The organism is Gramella sp. KN1008, assembly GCF_004332155.1.
Lineage (GTDB): Bacteria > Bacteroidota > Bacteroidia > Flavobacteriales > Flavobacteriaceae > Christiangramia.
In genome coordinates, this window is record NZ_SJDV01000001.1 from 334,191 (window position 1) to 351,197 (window position 17,007).

The window sequence follows — 17,007 nt, forward strand, 5'->3', positions numbered from 1 at the left end:
TCTTCTCTGTTTTAGAATAATTCATAAATCATAATTCAACATTCCAAAAGGAAGGCTTAAAACTTACTACTTAAAGCTTTAAGCTATTCTAAAAGTTTGCCATGACTTAGCCTCGCAAAGACTCTGGGAATTTTCCGTGGACAATTCCAGATTCAACATTTAAAATTTAAAATAATCTAACACCTCTCTCTTTTCTCTTTTCTCTTCTCTGCTATGCAGCAATTCAACATCTTCTCTCCGCTTCTTTCTAATTACCCCTTTCTAAATTAATCTTCATATTTACAGCTAATTACCTATATTTGCCACCTGGAAATTTAAGCCCTAAACTAGCCTTTAACCTTGTTGAATGGCGCAAACCATTAAAAACCCTAACACCATCTCCAAAAGGAAGCCATTCCTTATAGGCTTACTTGCATTCCTGTTTCTTCTCCTTGTCGGTTTTGTTATGCTCTGGCAGCGCTACAGAATTCTTCTCGAGGTACGGCAGAAAGAGATGTCGGGGATCATCGAGGTGGTGGAGCAAAACATTGAGCAATCCCTTAAATATAGTTATTCGGCAGCGGTTTCTCTGGCACTTCAGATAGATGAGGATGGAGGAATGGAGAACTTTGATGAGGTTGCTCCTAGGTTGGTTGACAATAACCCTAATATAGACGGGATACAAATTGTACCCGATGGGGTTATAACCAAAGTTTATCCATATGCGGAGAATAAAGAAGCACTTAATTATAATATCCTCCAGGATAGTACCCGCAATGCAGAGGCTTTTAGAGCCATAGAGAAACGCAATATGTTCTTTGCCGGACCATTTGAACTGAAGCAGGGGGGCTTTGCGGTTGTGGGGAGGCTGCCGGTCTTTATTGAAGAGGAGTTCTGGGGCTTTGTGGCGGTTCTAATCGATTTTGATAATCTCGTAAACCAGTCGGGTATTAAAGAACTGGCCGGAGAGAAATATAACTTTCAGATCTCAAAGACAAATCCCGTTACAGGGGAGGAGGAATTCTTTATGGAGTATGATGAAGGTCTGAATGAATCATATTCCGAACAGGTTACCCTTCCTGACGGGAATTGGAAAATCTATATAATTCCTGTAGATCCATCTCAACCTCTGTACACATTGGTTCCGGTTGCATTTCTGATCCTTATTCTTTCGGGAGCCTGTGGCTGGATCATCTTCAATGCAATGAAGCAGCCATTGTTGCTTCAGGTCAGGGTTAAGGAACAGGCCGGTGAGCTTGCAAAAAGTGAATTGCGTTTCAGAACCATATTTAATCAGGCTGCTATTGGGATGGTGAGGGTAAATTCCAAAACAGGAATCTTCCAGGAAACCAATCAAAAGTTTCAGGAATTGATTGGGTATTCTGAAGAAGAACTTAAGCTTATGCATTATTTAAACATTTCTCATCAGGATGATATCGAGGAGAACCTGAAACTTATGAGAAAATTGAAAAATAATGAGATAAGGGAATACAGTTTGAAAAAACGCCTGAAGCAAAAAAAGGGAGAATATATTTGGGTTGGACTCCATGTATCGGCATTATGGAAAGAAGACCAGGAACCTACTTCACATGTTGCTATAGTAGAGGATATCTCGGCACGGGTTAAGGCAAAGCAGGAACTGGTAGAAAATGAAAAGCGATTCAGATCCCTGGTAGATAATTCCAATGAAGTGATCCTTATTATTAACAAAACAGGGGAAGCTGTTTATTGTTCCTCTTCGTTAAAAAGGATCACAGGCTACGATGAGCTTCTGTGTTCTGGAAATGATATCTTTAGTCTGATTCACCGTGACGACCGCAGGCTCTTCTTTAAGAAGCTGAAAACTGTGAGGACCTCTTCCGGCAAGTCTGCTTCAGATATCATTATGCGCATAAAGACCAGTAATTGCAATTGGATCTGGGTGAATGCGACACTTACAAATCTTTTAAATGATAAAAGTATTGAGGGCTATGTTGTGAATTTAAGGGATGTGACCGAAAAGAAGGAGGCTGAACTCAACCTGGTAAAATCTTATGAACTTGTTATGGAACAGAATAAGCGCCTGCTTAATTTCGCTTATATCGTCTCCCATAACCTTCGTTCTCATTCCAGTAACCTGGAATCTATTTTAGAACTTTATGCAACCGAAGATTCGGAGGAGGAAAGACAGAATTATGTTCATTTACTCCAGAATGTTTCAGATAATCTTAACCAGTCTCTGCAAGATCTGAACGAAGTAGTATCTATTAATACTAATCTTGATATAACGATTGAAGAGGTGAGTGTAGCTGATTACGTGGATAAGACCCTGAAATTGCTCAGACTACAGATAAAATCCAAGGAAGCCCGGATAAATAAGGAGATACCTGAAGAGATGATGGTATTATTCAATCCAGCGTATATGGAAAGTGTGCTGCTTAATTTTTTAACTAATTCGTTGAGATATAGTCATCCCGTTAGAACTCCTGAAATCGCTATAAGGGGCTATTCTCACAATGGAAGCTGGGTTCTTGAAATTGAAGATAACGGTATCGGGATAAATCTGGAAAAACATGGGGAAAAAGTCTTTGGTTTATACAAGACCTTTTCGGGTAGACGCGACTCCCGGGGGGTGGGCTTATTCATTACCAAGAATCAGATTAATGCGATGGGCGGAACAGTAGAAGTGGAAAGTAAACCGGAAATAGGATCATTATTTAAAGTTTTTTTTAAATGAGAAAGGGGATCTGGATAATAGACGATGATGAGATCTACCAGAGGATCATTCGGAAACTGGTTGACCGGGCAGGTGTTTTTGGAAGGGCATATTATTATATGAACGCGGCGGATGCCCTGGAGGATCTAAAAAATAACGAGTCACGGTTACCAGATGTGATCCTGCTGGATATAAATATGCCCGAAATGGATGGCTGGCAGTTTCTGGAGCTCCTTCAAAATTCTTTTTCGGCTCTCTTTAAAAAGTGCAGGATCTATATAGTGACCTCTTCCATAGCTTATTCCGATTTGGAAAAGAAAGAAGAATTCCCGGGCCTGGCAGGTTTCCTTTCCAAACCTTTACGGGTAGAACAATTAGTGGAGATTGGTGAGGACCTGAAATAAAAAAAGCCCGGCGTAGGGACCGAAGCTTTAACTTTTAAACTTTCCTGATACTGGTTTAAGCTGCAGAAATCACGTTATAGTGGGTAAGCAGGCTTTGGTAAAAGAAAAGACTTTTTTCATCTTTCTTTAAGCAGGATTTCAGGAATCTTTCCAGATCCTGGCATTCAAAAGTGATACTGGTGTATCTTTTATTGCCTACGGGTAATTGCATATCGATCGTTTGTTTCTCGTAATCGATATTCACATGTTTCGCCTCGAAGTACTTTTTGATGATGGCGCGATGCATCGTCTGGAAATTAGACTTCTCCAGATTTCTATTGATTATACTGTACGAAATTAGATTTTTAACTTCATCTATAATTTCAGGAGTAATAATTGTGCTCATAGGTATCGTATTCATCATTTTCATCACGGCTAAATTACTATTAGAGAGCACAAAAGCTGTTAAAAAAAATGTAATACTTTCCTCGTTAATAAATTTTTAACTTGGAGTGGGAAAGAATTAAGAAGAAATTTACTTTATAAATCCAGTACCGCCGGGGAGTGCATGATCCTAAAGCGTTCGTCAAGAATTGAAAGATTAAAATATGAGGTGCCGGAGCGTTGTAATCTTCCCGATGCCTGGTGAATATGTCCAAAGAAATGGTATTTTGGCTGAACAAGCTCTAAAGTTTTTGCCAGTTCTTCGCAGCCAATATGCGCGCCGCTTCCAATTTGATCGAGTATACCATAAGGCGGTGTGTGAGTGATAAGAATATCTGTAGTGTCTGGTATAAGGTCCCAGTGTTTTTTTATGTGAGTTCCTCTTTCCCGTATAAAAGCCCAGTTTCCATTGCCCGGGCATACGGGAGAGCCCCAAAACTGAAGGCCTTCTATTTCTCTTCCATTATCTATTAATAAATGAATGTTTTCAGGGATGTCAATAAGATTCCCGGCTTTCTGGAAATAGAAATCGTGGTTGCCGGGTACAAGAATCTTGTGTTGATGAGGTTGTTCTGAAAACCATGCAAGGAAATCGGAAGTTTCATTTCTGGTGCCACCATCGGTACAATCGCCCGCATGAATAAGAATATCACCTTCGGGTATGGCAATATCTCGATGCTGGTTATGGGTGTCGGCAAGGCAAACTAGCCTCATGGTATTATTTTAAATATATAATGATGTGCCAATGTAAATAAAAAAATCCGTTGACGGGGTCAACGGATAAGGTACCTATAATGCATTCCTGTTTTATTCCTTTTCTTCTTTATCGGCCTGAATATAATAATCCTTGTCTCTGGGCAGAACCCTGTTAAGGGATTTAAGCATTCCAAAAGCTATAATTCCGGCAGTAACCGCGAAAAAGAGAAATTTTAGTAACAGGCTGTCACTAATAAGCAGGCTGTAAAACCCGAGAAAGATCTCGATTGCAACAAATAAAATTTTTATACCCACTTTAAAAAACATATCTCTTTTTTGAACTTGGTCAAATATAGGACTCAATTACCGTACCGGGAAAGGTGGGATTTAAGTTTGACGAAAATTTAACTTAGGTAACCTCTGTCTCACAATCTTTTAAGTTAAATATTCTTAAACCCTGCAGGGAAGTGGCGGGGAATTGTAAATTGGTTCTAACAAATCGTACCGTTAATTGAAGAGATCTTTAAAAATTGCTATTGGAATTCTTATTGGGATGGGCCTTCTGGCCCTCGCGTTGTTATTTCTGAATAGTTATGTGGAAGGGAATATAAAAACCGCCCTGGAGAATAATCTGGATCGGGTGAATGCCAGTTATAAGGAGGTTGATGTGAAACTGCTGGATAGAAAGGCTGAAGTGATTCAGCCAACTTTTAGCATAAGAGGCAAGACCCTGGAAGTCGACACTATTAGTCTGGATAATATCAAACTTTGGAAATACCTTACCAGTAAGGATATTATCGCTGGGGATCTCAATATTTCCAATCCCGTGATCAGGGTTTATAATCTTCCCAAAAAGAAAGAGAAGGATAGTGCTGCTCCAAAAAAGAATCCTCAATTCGAAAAGAATATCCTGCTTGAAAAAGTGATTATAAATGGGGGGAGTTTTCAGATATTTGAAAAAGACAGTTCCCGGCATCGTCTTTATACCAGTATCAATCAGATACGGATGCAGGAGGTGCGCATAAATTCCGGAAGTTTAAAAGAAGCGGTGCCCTTTAATTACGATCTTTTATTTTTTAAGGCCGATAGCATTTTTTACAACCTGGACCCCCGGCACGAAATGACAGCGGCCGATTTCAGTATTGCTAATGATAAGGTGCTGGTGAGGGATCTTAGAATTATTCCGAAATATTCCAAAGCCGGTCATCAGAAGACCATTTCAGTAGAAGCCGACAGGTACGATCTTGTGATCGATTCGGTTTCGCTGAATAATTTAAGATGGTCTGTTCAGAACGATACTGTAAACGTCCGCAATTCATTCGCCGAAATCACCGGGGTAAACTTCAATATATACAGGGACCGTACCCAACCCGATGATACTACCTATAAGCCTTTATACAGTGAAATGATCAGGAGCCTGCCAATTAAACTGAGTATAGACAGCCTGCATTTGAACCGTACATTCATCAGATACGAAGAGTTTATTAAAGAGGGGAGAGATGCGGGTATCGTTGAATTTTCGGCGCTTAGCGGGAAAATTAGAAATATAACCAATATCGGAATGGGAGATGAGGATTTTCCGAAGACCGTCGTAACGGCACAGGCTCGTTTTATGAGAACAGCACCTTTATATGTAAACTGGGAATTTTATATAAATGACAGGTCTGATGCTTTTCAGATCTCGGGTGATATGGGCGGGCTGCCTGCAACTGAAATGAATAAATTCCTAAAACCGGCTATGAATATCCTGGCAGAAGGAGAGGTAAAACAAATGGATTTTAATTATTCCGGGAATAATAACCAGGCTAGCGGAAATATGAAACTGGAATATAAGGATTTTAAGCTTGAGGTGCTTCGCAAAGATGGCCAGAGAAAGAATAAGGTGGTCTCTGCGATAGCAAATCTTTTTGTAAAGGATAAGACCCTTAATGAAGAGGCAGAATATAAGGATATCAGTTTTACCAGGGATAAGACCAAGTCTTTCTGGAATTACTTCTGGAATCTGATAAGAAAAGGAGCCCTTAAGACCTTTATTTAAATCTTGAAAGTGACCACGGGACGGTTAGAGTGGTTAACCAGATCTTCACTAATACTGCCGTTGAAGAAATGAGCAAGCCCCTTTCGACCATGTGTACTGATCCCAACAAGGCCTGCATCCATCTTTTCTGCAAAATGAAGGATTCCCTTTTCCACGCTTATATCATTATATATATGTATCTCGTAGTTATTGGGATTTGAGTCATTTATATATTCCGCCATTCTTTCATGAGCTTCAGTGCTGGTCATGAAATTATTAGGAGTGTTCACAAACAACAGGTGAAGTTTGGCAGCTATTGTGTCTGCGAATTTGACCGCTTTTTTCAGGGTGTGCTTATGTTCAGGATTAGCGTCTGTAGCAAAAATGAAATTGTCCACTTTAAATTCAGGGATCTCGTTCTTGATAACCAGTACCGGGATTTCAGAATGTCTAACCACTTTTTCGGTATTTGAGCCTATAAACATTTCCTGGAAACCACTTGTACCATGCGAACCCATTACGATAAGGTCACATTTTTTTTCCCGGCTAATTTCCATGATACCATCAAAAGCACGGTGGAACTCAACGGTCTCATGAACTTTGATGCCTTTCAGATAAGGTTTTTTCATAAGGTTCGAGAAACGCTGGTGCGCAAGTTTCATGAAAAATATCGCTTCGGGTAAATTGTGACTGCTTCCCTGTACCGGATCTATTAACTGAAGCGGAAGTTCAAGCATATGCAATAAAAAGATCTCTCCGTTGAACTTTCTTGCTAATTGGGCAGCCACCTTTAACGCCTTTTCGGCCTGGTCGCTGAAGTCGGTTGGAACAAGGATGTTTTTCATGAATTATGGTAATAGCTTGTAAATGAATGTCTAACTAAATTACAAAGAATATTTTATCTGCTAATATTTATTTGATTTTTTATGACCCGAGGTAAATCTCCGGGAATCTGATATTTTTATTACTCATTTCATTTAAGCTCACGTTTTTATACTTGAAAATAATTCTTATATTTGCAGCGTTGAAACTAAAAGTACAGCGAGGGGACATAAGTCCCCTCTTTTTATAAACATATGCTGAAGGAGAAGGTAGAAAAGTTAGTTCATACGGCACTTGAAGAAAATAATTCCTTATTTTTAATAAGCCTGGGTGTTAACTCCGCCAACCATATAAAAGTGGTGATAGACGGCGATGAGGGAGTTTCAGTAAACGACTGCATAGAGGTAAGTCGTGCTGTAGAACATAATCTTGACAGGGATGAAGAAGATTTTTCCCTTGAGGTTACATCGGCGGGAGTCTCAGAGCCCCTTTTGTTACCAAGGCAATACAAAAAAAATATAGGCAGAAGGTTGAAAGTCACGACTTCCGATGATAAATTTGAAGGCGAGCTTGTTGAGGTTGATGAGAACGAAATAAAACTTTCCTGGAAAGCCAGAGAGCCAAAGCCTGTTGGAAAAGGAAAGGTTACGGTACAGAAAGAAGTGGTATTACCATATTCTGATATCGTGGAAGCAAAAGTTAAAATAACATTTTAATCACAAATTGATATGGAGAATATCGCGTTGATTGAGTCATTCTCAGAGTTTAAAGATGATAAGCTCATAGATCGTGTCACCCTGATGGCGATCCTGGAGGATGTTTTTAGAAATGCTTTAAAGAAAAAGTATGGAGAAGACGATAATTTTGATATTATTGTAAACCCTGATAAAGGGGATCTTGAGATCTGGAGAAACAGAGTAGTGGTGGCCGATGGTGAGGTAGAAGATCCAAACAGGGAGATCTCATTAACTCAGGCCAGAAAGATCGAGCCAGATTTTGAAGTTGGTGAGGATGTTTCTGAAGAAGTAAAGCTTGCAGACCTGGGAAGAAGAGCGATTCTGGCCCTGCGTCAAAATCTTATCTCCAAGATCCACGAGCATGACAACACGAATATTTATAAGCAGTTTAAAGATCTTGAAGGAGAGATTTATACTGCAGAAGTTCATCATATAAGGCACAGAGCCATTATTCTTCTAGATGATGAAGGCAATGAAATAGTGCTTCCAAAAGACCGCCAGATTCCTTCAGATTTCTTCCGTAAGGGAGAGAATGTGAGAGGGATTATTGAAAGTGTAGAGCTTAAAGGAAATAAGCCTACGATAATCATGTCCAGAACCGCTCCGGCATTTCTAGAAAAACTATTTGAGCAGGAGATCCCGGAAGTGTTCGACGGGTTGATCACTATTAAGAAAGTTGTGCGTGTACCTGGCGAAAAAGCCAAGGTCGCTGTAGATTCTTATGATGACAGGATAGATCCTGTAGGTGCCTGTGTGGGAATGAAAGGTTCCAGGATTCACAGTATCGTACGTGAACTTGGAAATGAGAATATAGATGTGATTAATTTCACTAATAATGACCAGTTATTCATTACCAGAGCGCTGAGTCCGGCCAAAATAACTTCTATTAAGCTGGATGAAGAGAATAAAACGGCTCAGGTAATGCTGAAGCCTGAAGAGGTTTCCAAAGCAATTGGTCGTGGTGGGCATAACATACGATTGGCCGGCCAGTTAACCGGTTATGAGATCGATGTTTATCGTGAAGGAGTTGAAGAAGATGTTGAGTTGAAGGAGTTTACAGATGAGATCGAAGATTGGGTGATCGCCGAATTTTCGAAGATTGGTCTGGATACTGCAAAGGCAGTTTTGGAACAGGATGTGGATGATCTTGTTCGTCGTACAGATCTGGAAGAGGAGACCATTAAAGATGTAATGGCTGTTCTAAGGTCTGAATTTGAAGAATAATATTTTTTTATAACGAAGAATACATTAAAAGAGGTAATTTAGAGGGCAATTTATGGCAGAAGCGAAAACAATGCGATTAAATAAAGTTCTACGTGAGTTCAATATCTCGTTAGACAGGGCTGTGGAATACCTTAATTCCAAAGGCTACGAGATAGACGCGCGTCCAACTACCAAAATCTCGGGAGAGATCTACGAGGTGCTTTCTGACGAGTTCCAAACCGACAAGAGTAAAAAGGTAGCTTCCAAAGAAGTTGGAGAAGAGAGGAAAAAAGAGAAGGAAGAGCTGCGCAAGGAAATTGAAGAAAAGCGCAAGGCTGAAGAGGAGAAAAAAGAGAAGGAAGAGGAAGCTATTTCCAGCCGGGCCAAACTTGAAGGTCCCAAAACCGTCGGTAAAATAGATCTGGATAAAAAACCGGGTACAAAGCCGAAGGAAGAAGAAGCCCCTAAAGAGGAGGAGTCTAAAGCTCCAGCTGAAGAACCTGTCAAAGAAGCTGAAGCCGAAAAAGAGCCTGAAAAACCAGCTGCGAAAGCAGAAGAAGCGAAAGAAGAACCGAAAGAAGAAGCGAAAGAAGAGAAGAAGCCTGAGCCTAAGAAGGATAAGAAGGAGGACGAAGAAAAGACGGAGGCGAAAGAAGAAGAGGTTAAGGAAGAATCGAGTACTATCGAGACTAAGTATACCAAGCTTAGCGGGCCTAACTTCACGGGTAAAAAGATAGATCTTTCTCAGTTCAAAAAACCAGCGAAGAAGAAGGATGAAAAGAAATCTTCTTCCGAAGACGATAAAAAAGATAAGCGTAAAAAACGTCGCCGTCGCATCAGTAAAGATGTAAAAGGCGGGCCAGGTCAGGGACCAGGTAAAAGAGGCGGACGCAAAAGAGGTAAGCCAATCACTAAGGAAGAGCCTACCGAAGAAGAAGTACAAAAGCAGGTACGGGAAACCCTTGAAAAACTTCAGGGTAAATCCAGCAAAGGTAAGGCTGCTAAATACCGTAGAGAGAAGCGTGATGAGCACAGAAAACGTTCTGAGCAGGAATTGTCGCAGCAGGAATCTGATGAAAAGGTATTGAAGGTAACCGAATTCGTGACCGTAAGTGAGGTTGCGACCATGATGGATGTTCCGGTAACCAAAGTTATTTCGGCATGTATGTCCCTTGGAATGATGGTTACCATGAATCAGCGTCTTGATGCTGAGACTTTAAGCATAGTTGCTGAAGAGTTTGGTTATGAAGTTGAATTCACTACCGCCGATGTTGAAGAGACTGTTGAAGAGGTAGAGGAGAATCCGGAAGACCTTGAACCAAGAGCTCCGATTGTTACCGTAATGGGTCACGTAGACCACGGTAAGACTTCTCTTCTTGATTACATCCGTCAGGAAAACGTGATCGCCGGAGAAAGTGGTGGGATCACCCAGCACATTGGAGCATACGGGGTTGAGCTTGAAGGTGGTCAAAGCATTACCTTCCTGGATACACCGGGTCACGAGGCCTTTACCGCGATGCGTGCACGTGGTGCCCAGGTAACAGATATAGCAATTATTGTGATCGCGGCAGATGATGATGTGATGCCTCAGACCAAAGAGGCGATCTCGCACGCTCAGGCAGCGGGAGTTCCAATCGTATTCGCGATCAACAAATCTGACCTTCCAACAGCAAATCCGGAAAAGATCAAGGAAAAGCTGGCAGCTATGAATTTACTGGTGGAAGACTGGGGAGGAAAGATACAATCTCACGATATTTCTGCGAAGACAGGAACAGGGGTGAAAGAATTGCTTGAAAAAGTACTTCTTGAAGCCGAGCTTCTTGATCTTAAAGCGAATCCTGAAAAACTTTCAAAAGGTACTGTTGTAGAGGCCTATCTGGATAAAGGGCGTGGTTATGTAGCTACTATCCTGGTTCAGGCAGGAACTTTAAGAATTGGTGATTATGTGCTTGCCGGCCGCCATAGCGGTAAGGTTAAAGCTATGCACGATGAGCGTGGAAATGAGGTGAAAGAGGCTGGACCTTCAACACCGGTTTCCATTCTGGGGCTGGATGGTGCACCCCAGGCGGGTGATACCTTCAAGGTGATGGAAGATGAGCGTGAAGCCAAGGAGATAGCGGCAAGACGCACCCAGTTGCAGCGTGAGCAGAATGTTAGAACGCAGCGTCATATTACTCTTGATGAGATTGGAAGACGTATCGCACTTGGTGAATTCAAAGAGCTTAACATCATTCTTAAAGGTGATGTGGATGGTTCGGTTGAAGCGCTTACCGATAGTTTCCAGAAATTATCTACTGAAGAGATCCAGGTGAATATCATCCATAAAGGAGTAGGAGCGATCACAGAAAGTGATGTGCTGCTTGCTTCGGCATCTGATGCGATTATCATCGGATTTAATGTTCGTCCGGCGGGTAATGCCAGAATGGTTGCCGATAAGGAAGAAATAGATATCAGAACTTACTCTATTATCTACGATGCGATCAATGATCTTAAAGATGCGATGGAAGGAATGCTTTCTCCTGAGCTTAAAGAGGAAATCACTGGTACTGCTGAGATCAGGGAGACCTTCAAAATATCCAAGATCGGTACTATTGCAGGATGTATGGTAACGTCTGGTAAGATCTACAGAAGTGCAGGTGTGCGTTTGATACGTGATGGAGTGGTTATTTATACCGGAGAGCTTGCATCTCTGAAACGATTTAAGGATGATGTGAAGGAAGTTTCTAAAGGTTATGACTGCGGTATGCAGATCAAGAATTACAATGACATAAGAGAAGGAGATGTTATTGAGGCCTTTAGAGAAGTAGAAGTTAAGAAAACTCTGAAGTAATAGAGTTTAACATATAGCAATAAAAAAAAGCGGCTGATTCAGCCGCTTTTTTTATTTATCCATTTGATCTCCTCTATTTTTAAAACTGATAAGATCTGTAAGTTGTAATTATCTGCGTTGAGGTTTTGGAATAAAGGCTGCTGGAAAACTGCTCTTTAGTTTAAGTAGCGCCCTGTCTGCTTCCAGGCGGTTTCTGAAATTTCCCACCCAGACCTTATAATTAGGTGCTTCGTAAACAATTTGTGAAGGGTAGGAGTATAATCCGCGATATTCCTGGATTACCTCGTTCGCTTCCCCGTTGTCTCCATAAAATAACTGGATAACATACCGGTCACCTATTCTGTTATTGCGGTTAAGTTCCTTTTTAACCTCCATCAGCTTTTCTATTTTTTCATTTTGTTGAACGTTCACAGAAGCCTGTTGAGCGGTTGAATCCACTGTAAAAAACAGGCCGATGGCCGTAAGAAGTATGATGTGTGAAAATTTGAAGTTTTTCATATATTTCAGCTTTTTGACAAATGTAAAATTAAATAACTTAAACGGGTATCAATTTATTATTTAGAACTAATATAAATTATGGATTAACACTTATGTAACATTCCTAAAATCCACCAGAAGTATTACTTTTGTGACCGAATTTAAAGGTACCTTTTTAGGTTTTTAGCCCTAAAACACTGAGTGTAAAAACCGTACCAAAGTTTAGACGTTAATCGAACTTATAATATGAAAAAGGTGATTTACCGCCATTCAACTTCGCGAAAACTACTCTTTAGCGTAGCATTTTTATTTTCATTTACCTTAATTGGATTTGCTCAGGAGGGTGCGTCTCAGGATACGACCGCAGCTGCCGGAGCAGATACTGAAGCTGCTGCCGGGCAGGATTCCGGAAGCACGGGTTTAGGTGATCCGGCTGCCGGAAAGGAATTGTTTAATTCCCTGTGTGCGGCATGTCATAAACCTTATTCAGAATCTATTGGTCCTGCCTTGCATGGTGTTACCGATAGAAGGGATATGGAGTGGCTTCAGTCCTGGATTAAGAATTCTGCGGCTATGATCGCGTCTGGTGATCAGGAAGCGGTGCAGGTTTATGAAGAGTATAATCAAACAGCTATGCCTGCTTTCCCGCAGCTTAGCAATGAAGATATCGATAATATTCTGGCCTATGTAGAGCAGCCTAAGCCTGAGCCTAAAGCTGCGGCTTCTGGTGCTGCCGGAGGTGATGCTAGTCAGTCCGGAGGTGGAGGGATCTCTGTAAATGTGATCCTGGGAATCCTGGTTTTTGTACTGGTTGTTCTTCTGATTGTGTTATTCCTGGTTAATAAAACCCTTAGGAACTTTGCTGATGCGTCAGGGATCGTTATTCCTGAAAAACCAAAAAGAAAGCCGATCTGGAAATCTTTCGTGGAAAACCAGTTCCTTCTTTTGGTTAGTTCTATCATCGTGTTGCTCGCGGTTGGGTATTTTGCCTACGGATGGATGATGCAGGTTGGTGTGGATCAGGGATATCAGCCTATTCAGCCTATTCATTATTCGCATAGGATACACGCTGGTGATAACCAGATTGAGTGTAAATACTGCCACTCTTCTGCAAGAACTTCGAAGCATTCTGGTATTCCTTCGTTGAATGTGTGTATGAACTGTCATAAGGCCATTTCAGAAGTGGCTCCGGAAACTGCTACTGAAGAATACTCTAAGGAATTTTATGACAAGGAGATCGCTAAGCTCTATGATGCTGTAGGTTGGGATCCTGCTACAAGAACTTACTCGGGTGAAGAAAAACCTGTGAAGTGGGTTCGTATTCATAATCTACCCGATCTTGCTTACTTCAATCACTCCCAGCACGTAAGTGTTGCCGGAATACAGTGTCAGGAATGTCATGGTCCTATTGAAGAGATGGAGATCGTGTATCAAAATGCGCCTCTAACGATGGGTTGGTGTATTAACTGTCACCGCGAAACCAATATCAGGATCGAGGGTAATGAGTATTACGAAAAGATCCATGAGGAATTGTCTAAAAAATATGGTGTAGAAGAGCTTACTGTTGCCCAGATGGGTGGAATTGAATGCGGTAAGTGTCACTACTAAAATATCCTGGAATTTCAGGTTTAATTTAAGAAGCTAATATCTAGATATAATATGTCATCAAACAAGAAATACTGGAAAAGTGTTGAAGAGCTAAAAAATGACAGCTCTGTTGTTGAGACGCTCCAACAAAAGGAATTTGCCGAGGAGATCCCGGTAGAGGATTTTCTTGGGGATAAATCTTCTCTGGAGAGTTCTAAGACTTCCAGAAGGGACTTCCTTAAGTATGTTGGATTCAGTACAGCAGCGGCATCACTGGCTGCCTGCGAAGGCCCTGTGACAAAGTCGATCCCTTACGTGGTTCAGCCTGAAAGGATTGTGCCCGGGATTGCTAATTTCTACGCGTCTACTATCGCCGATGGATTTGACTTTGCAAGCGTTTTGGTTAAAACACGCGAAGGGCGACCAATAAAAATTGAAAATAATGATCTGTCGAAGTTTAAAGGCGGGGTTAATGCCCGTGTTCATGCTTCGGTGCTTTCTTTATATGATACAAAAAGGGTGAAACGCCCTATGATCGAAGGAAGGAATGTTTCCTGGGAGGAATTTGATAGTGAAGTGGGAGCTGCTCTTGAGAATGCCAATGGAGAGATCGTACTGTTGACTCAGACTTTCGCCAGTCCTTCTACCTCTAAACTTATTCAGGAGTTTTCGTCCAAATACGGGAATGTTCGTCACGTAGTTTATGATACTGTTTCTGAAGATGCTGCTTTAAATGCATTTCAGTCAAAATATGGAAGACGTGCATTGCCAAATTACGACTTTTCAAAAGCGAAGACCGTTGTTGGTGTAGGGGCTGATTTCCTTGCTGACTGGCAGGGTGGTGGTTATGATTCTGCCTATGCAAAAACACGAATTCCTGAAAACGGACAAATGTCCCGTCATATTCAGTTTGAGTCCAATATGACTCTAACCGGAGCGAATGCAGATAAGCGTGTGCCACTTAAACCGTCGCAGCTAAAGGCTGTAATGGCGGCCCTTAGGGGTTATGTGATGGGAGGTTCTTCTACCAGCGAACTGCCTTCAAATATTGATGATGCTGTTGTTAAAGCTGCAAATCAGTTAAGAAAGGCTGGTAGTGGTGCTGTGGTAGCCTGTGGAATTCCGGATGATGAATCTCAGACCTGGGCGCTGGAGATCAATGAAGCTCTTGGTAGCCAGGTGATGGATACTTCAAATGCGAGGGTTATTCGTCAGGGTAATTCCGCGGAGGTTGCACAGCTTGTAGAGGATATGAATAATGGAAGTGTTGGTGCTCTTTTGATCGCCGGGCTGAACCCTGTTCATACTTTACCGAATGCTGCTGAGTTCGTGGAGGGTCTTAAGCAGGTAGAAACCGTTGTGGATTTTACTACCCGTGCCGATGAGACATCTAAATTAAGTAAATATGTTGCTGCTACTCCACATTATCTGGAGAGCTGGGGGGATATTCAGTTTTCTGAAAGATCTTTCAGCTTAATGCAGCCAACAATAAGACCGTTATTTGATACAAGACAATTTCAGGATACTCTTCTGAAGTGGTCAGATAATAACAAGTCTTATTACGAATATATAAAGGAAACCTGGTCTGCCGGGCTGGGCGACAGAAACTGGAGTGAAGTACTTCACGATGGTGTGTTTGAAGCCAGTTCTCCGGTAGCTGAAAGCGGTTCTGCCAGCGCCTCAAATTCTGTGTCCTTGAACATGGATGAGATTGAGGGTGAAGGTTATGAATTAACGCTTTATACTAATACTGCGCTTGGGGACGGGCAACAGGCCAATAACCCATGGTTGCAGGAAATGCCTGATCCTCTTACGAGAGCGAGTTGGGACAACTATCTTACTGTTTCAAAAGCTGATGCTGAGGAACTTGGATTGGTGAATGAGCATGTTGCTGATGGAGCTCTTAATGGTAGTTACGTAAATATTAGCGTAGGTGATTCTATTTTACAGAATGTGCCTGTGTATATCATGCCAGGTCAGGCAAAAGGTTCTGTTGGGCTTGCGCTAGGATACGGTAGAAAAGAAGGAATTCAGGAAGAAATGCAAACCGGGGTGAATGCTTATCCATTGTATAAGAACTTTAGTTCAGTACAGAAGGTTAAGATTGAGAAAGCTGCCGGAATGCATGAATTCGCCTGCGTTCAGTTGCATAATACCCTAATGGGTAGAGGAGATATTATTAAGGAGACCACTCTGGAGATCTTCAATACAAAAGATGCTCATGTGTGGAATTCAACTCCTGAAGTATCTCTTAATCATATTGAAACTCCTGTAACTTCCCCTGAAGTTGATATCTGGGAGAGTTTTGACAGGACCACAGGACCTCACTTTAACCTGAGTATAGACCTTAATGCCTGTACCGGCTGTGGTGCCTGTGTGATCGCATGTCATTCTGAAAATAACGTTCCTGTTGTAGGTAAGGAAGAGGTAAGGAAATCGAGAGATATGCACTGGATGCGTATAGACCGTTATTTCTCTTCTGAAGATACCTTTACCAGCGATCTTGAGAAAAAGGAAAACATTGGTGGTCTTGGAAGTTCGCTTTCTGAATTTGGTGAACTTGAGCAGCCTGCAGATAACCCTCAGGTTGTATTCCAGCCTGTGATGTGTCAGCACTGTAACCATGCTCCATGTGAGACAGTATGTCCGGTGGCGGCAACTTCTCACGGTAGACAGGGTCAGAATCAAATGATCTATAACCGTTGTGTGGGTACAAGATATTGTGCTAACAACTGTCCGTACAAAGTGCGTCGTTTCAACTGGTTTGAATACGCGAAGAACGATGAGTTCGATTACCATATGAACAACGATCTTGGAAGAATGGTATTGAACCCTGATGTTACTGTGCGTGCAAGAGGGGTTATGGAGAAATGTTCTATGTGTATTCAGAAAACTCAGAAGACTATTCTTGATGCGAAGCGTGAAGGAAGAACAATCAAGGATGGAGAATTCCAGACAGCATGTTCTGCCGCTTGTGATAAAGGAGCAATGGTCTTTGGAGATGTGAATAACGAAGACTCGAAAATTCTTGAAAAGAAAAATGATGACAGGATGTATCATCTGCTTGAATACCTGGGAACAAAACCTAATGTGATGTACCAGACAAAAGTTAGAAATACAACCGAAGCTTAAATAAA

13 protein-coding genes are annotated in these 17,007 nt (G+C 41.5%); 8 read left to right on the forward strand and 5 right to left on the reverse strand.

All coding sequences use genetic code 11. The features are described 5' to 3' along the window. Positions 1-346 precede the first annotated feature (346 nt). Together EZJ28_RS01660 and EZJ28_RS01665 are read left to right on the forward strand one after the other, a co-directional pair. The gene (locus tag EZJ28_RS01660; RefSeq protein WP_131394195.1) at positions 347-2,695 is read left to right on the forward strand and encodes a PAS domain S-box protein; all 2,349 of its coding nucleotides are present in this window, start codon (positions 347-349) and stop codon (positions 2,693-2,695) included. Further along, the gene (locus EZJ28_RS01665) at positions 2,692-3,078 is read left to right on the forward strand and encodes a response regulator (protein WP_131394197.1); all 387 of its coding nucleotides are present in this window, start codon (positions 2,692-2,694) and stop codon (positions 3,076-3,078) included. The genes EZJ28_RS01660 and EZJ28_RS01665 overlap by 4 nt, the downstream gene beginning before the upstream one ends. 55 nt (positions 3,079-3,133) lie before the next feature. Here EZJ28_RS01665 and EZJ28_RS01670 read toward each other — a convergent pair whose 3' ends face one another. The 3 genes from EZJ28_RS01670 to EZJ28_RS01680 all read right to left on the reverse strand — a co-directional run bounded on the left by EZJ28_RS01670 (position 3,134) and on the right by EZJ28_RS01680 (position 4,524). Beyond that, positions 3,134-3,463, reverse strand: coding sequence for a hypothetical protein (locus EZJ28_RS01670; RefSeq protein WP_131394199.1), 330 nt, complete (start codon positions 3,461-3,463; stop codon positions 3,134-3,136). A 134-nt stretch (positions 3,464-3,597) separates the two neighbouring features. After that, on the reverse strand, positions 3,598-4,215 hold the full coding sequence (locus tag EZJ28_RS01675) for a metallophosphatase domain-containing protein (protein WP_131394201.1): 618 nt from the start codon (positions 4,213-4,215) through the stop codon (positions 3,598-3,600). 93 nt (positions 4,216-4,308) lie between these two features. Then, a complete protein-coding gene (locus EZJ28_RS01680; protein ID WP_131394203.1) occupies positions 4,309-4,524 on the reverse strand; it encodes a hypothetical protein in 216 nt (71 codons plus the stop codon). 184 nt (positions 4,525-4,708) lie between these two features. Here EZJ28_RS01680 and EZJ28_RS01685 point away from each other — a divergent pair, with 184 nt between their 5' ends. Beyond that, entirely contained in the window at positions 4,709-6,235 is a 1,527-nt protein-coding gene (locus EZJ28_RS01685; protein WP_131394205.1) for a hypothetical protein, read from the forward strand. On the opposite strand, the gene EZJ28_RS01690 is transcribed toward EZJ28_RS01685, so the two are convergent. Further along, a complete protein-coding gene (locus EZJ28_RS01690; protein ID WP_131394207.1) occupies positions 6,232-7,059 on the reverse strand; it encodes a universal stress protein in 828 nt (275 codons plus the stop codon). The two genes, EZJ28_RS01685 and EZJ28_RS01690, sit on opposite strands and share 4 nt — an antisense overlap. A 231-nt stretch (positions 7,060-7,290) precedes the next feature. On the opposite strand from EZJ28_RS01690, the gene rimP reads away from it, so the two are divergent. From rimP to infB, 3 genes are read left to right on the forward strand one after another with little or no spacing between them, the layout of a single operon-like run. Continuing rightward, the gene (rimP, locus tag EZJ28_RS01695) at positions 7,291-7,752 is read left to right on the forward strand and encodes a ribosome assembly cofactor RimP (protein ID WP_131394209.1); all 462 of its coding nucleotides are present in this window, start codon (positions 7,291-7,293) and stop codon (positions 7,750-7,752) included. A 12-nt stretch (positions 7,753-7,764) separates the two neighbouring features. Continuing rightward, entirely contained in the window at positions 7,765-8,997 is a 1,233-nt protein-coding gene (gene nusA, locus EZJ28_RS01700; RefSeq protein WP_131394211.1) for a transcription termination factor NusA, read from the forward strand. Positions 8,998-9,049: 52 nt separating this feature from the next. After that, on the forward strand, positions 9,050-11,806 hold the full coding sequence (gene infB / locus EZJ28_RS01705) for a translation initiation factor IF-2 (RefSeq protein WP_131394212.1): 2,757 nt from the start codon (positions 9,050-9,052) through the stop codon (positions 11,804-11,806). Positions 11,807-11,914: 108 nt separating this feature from the next. On the opposite strand, the gene EZJ28_RS01710 is transcribed toward infB, so the two are convergent. After that, positions 11,915-12,304 carry an SPOR domain-containing protein gene (locus EZJ28_RS01710; RefSeq protein ID WP_131394214.1) on the reverse strand — a complete coding sequence of 130 codons (390 nt, stop codon included), beginning with the start codon at positions 12,302-12,304 and terminating at the stop codon, positions 11,915-11,917. A 225-nt stretch (positions 12,305-12,529) separates the two neighbouring features. Between EZJ28_RS01710 and EZJ28_RS01715 the strand changes: the two genes are divergently transcribed. Both EZJ28_RS01715 and EZJ28_RS01720 read left to right on the forward strand, forming a co-directional pair. Further along, positions 12,530-13,891: a c-type cytochrome gene (locus tag EZJ28_RS01715; protein ID WP_131394216.1), complete on the forward strand. Its 1,362-nt coding sequence runs from the start codon at positions 12,530-12,532 to the stop codon at positions 13,889-13,891. 51 nt (positions 13,892-13,942) lie between these two features. Then, on the forward strand, positions 13,943-17,002 hold the full coding sequence (locus tag EZJ28_RS01720) for a TAT-variant-translocated molybdopterin oxidoreductase (protein WP_131394218.1): 3,060 nt from the start codon (positions 13,943-13,945) through the stop codon (positions 17,000-17,002). The last annotated feature ends 5 nt before the right edge of the window (positions 17,003-17,007 follow it).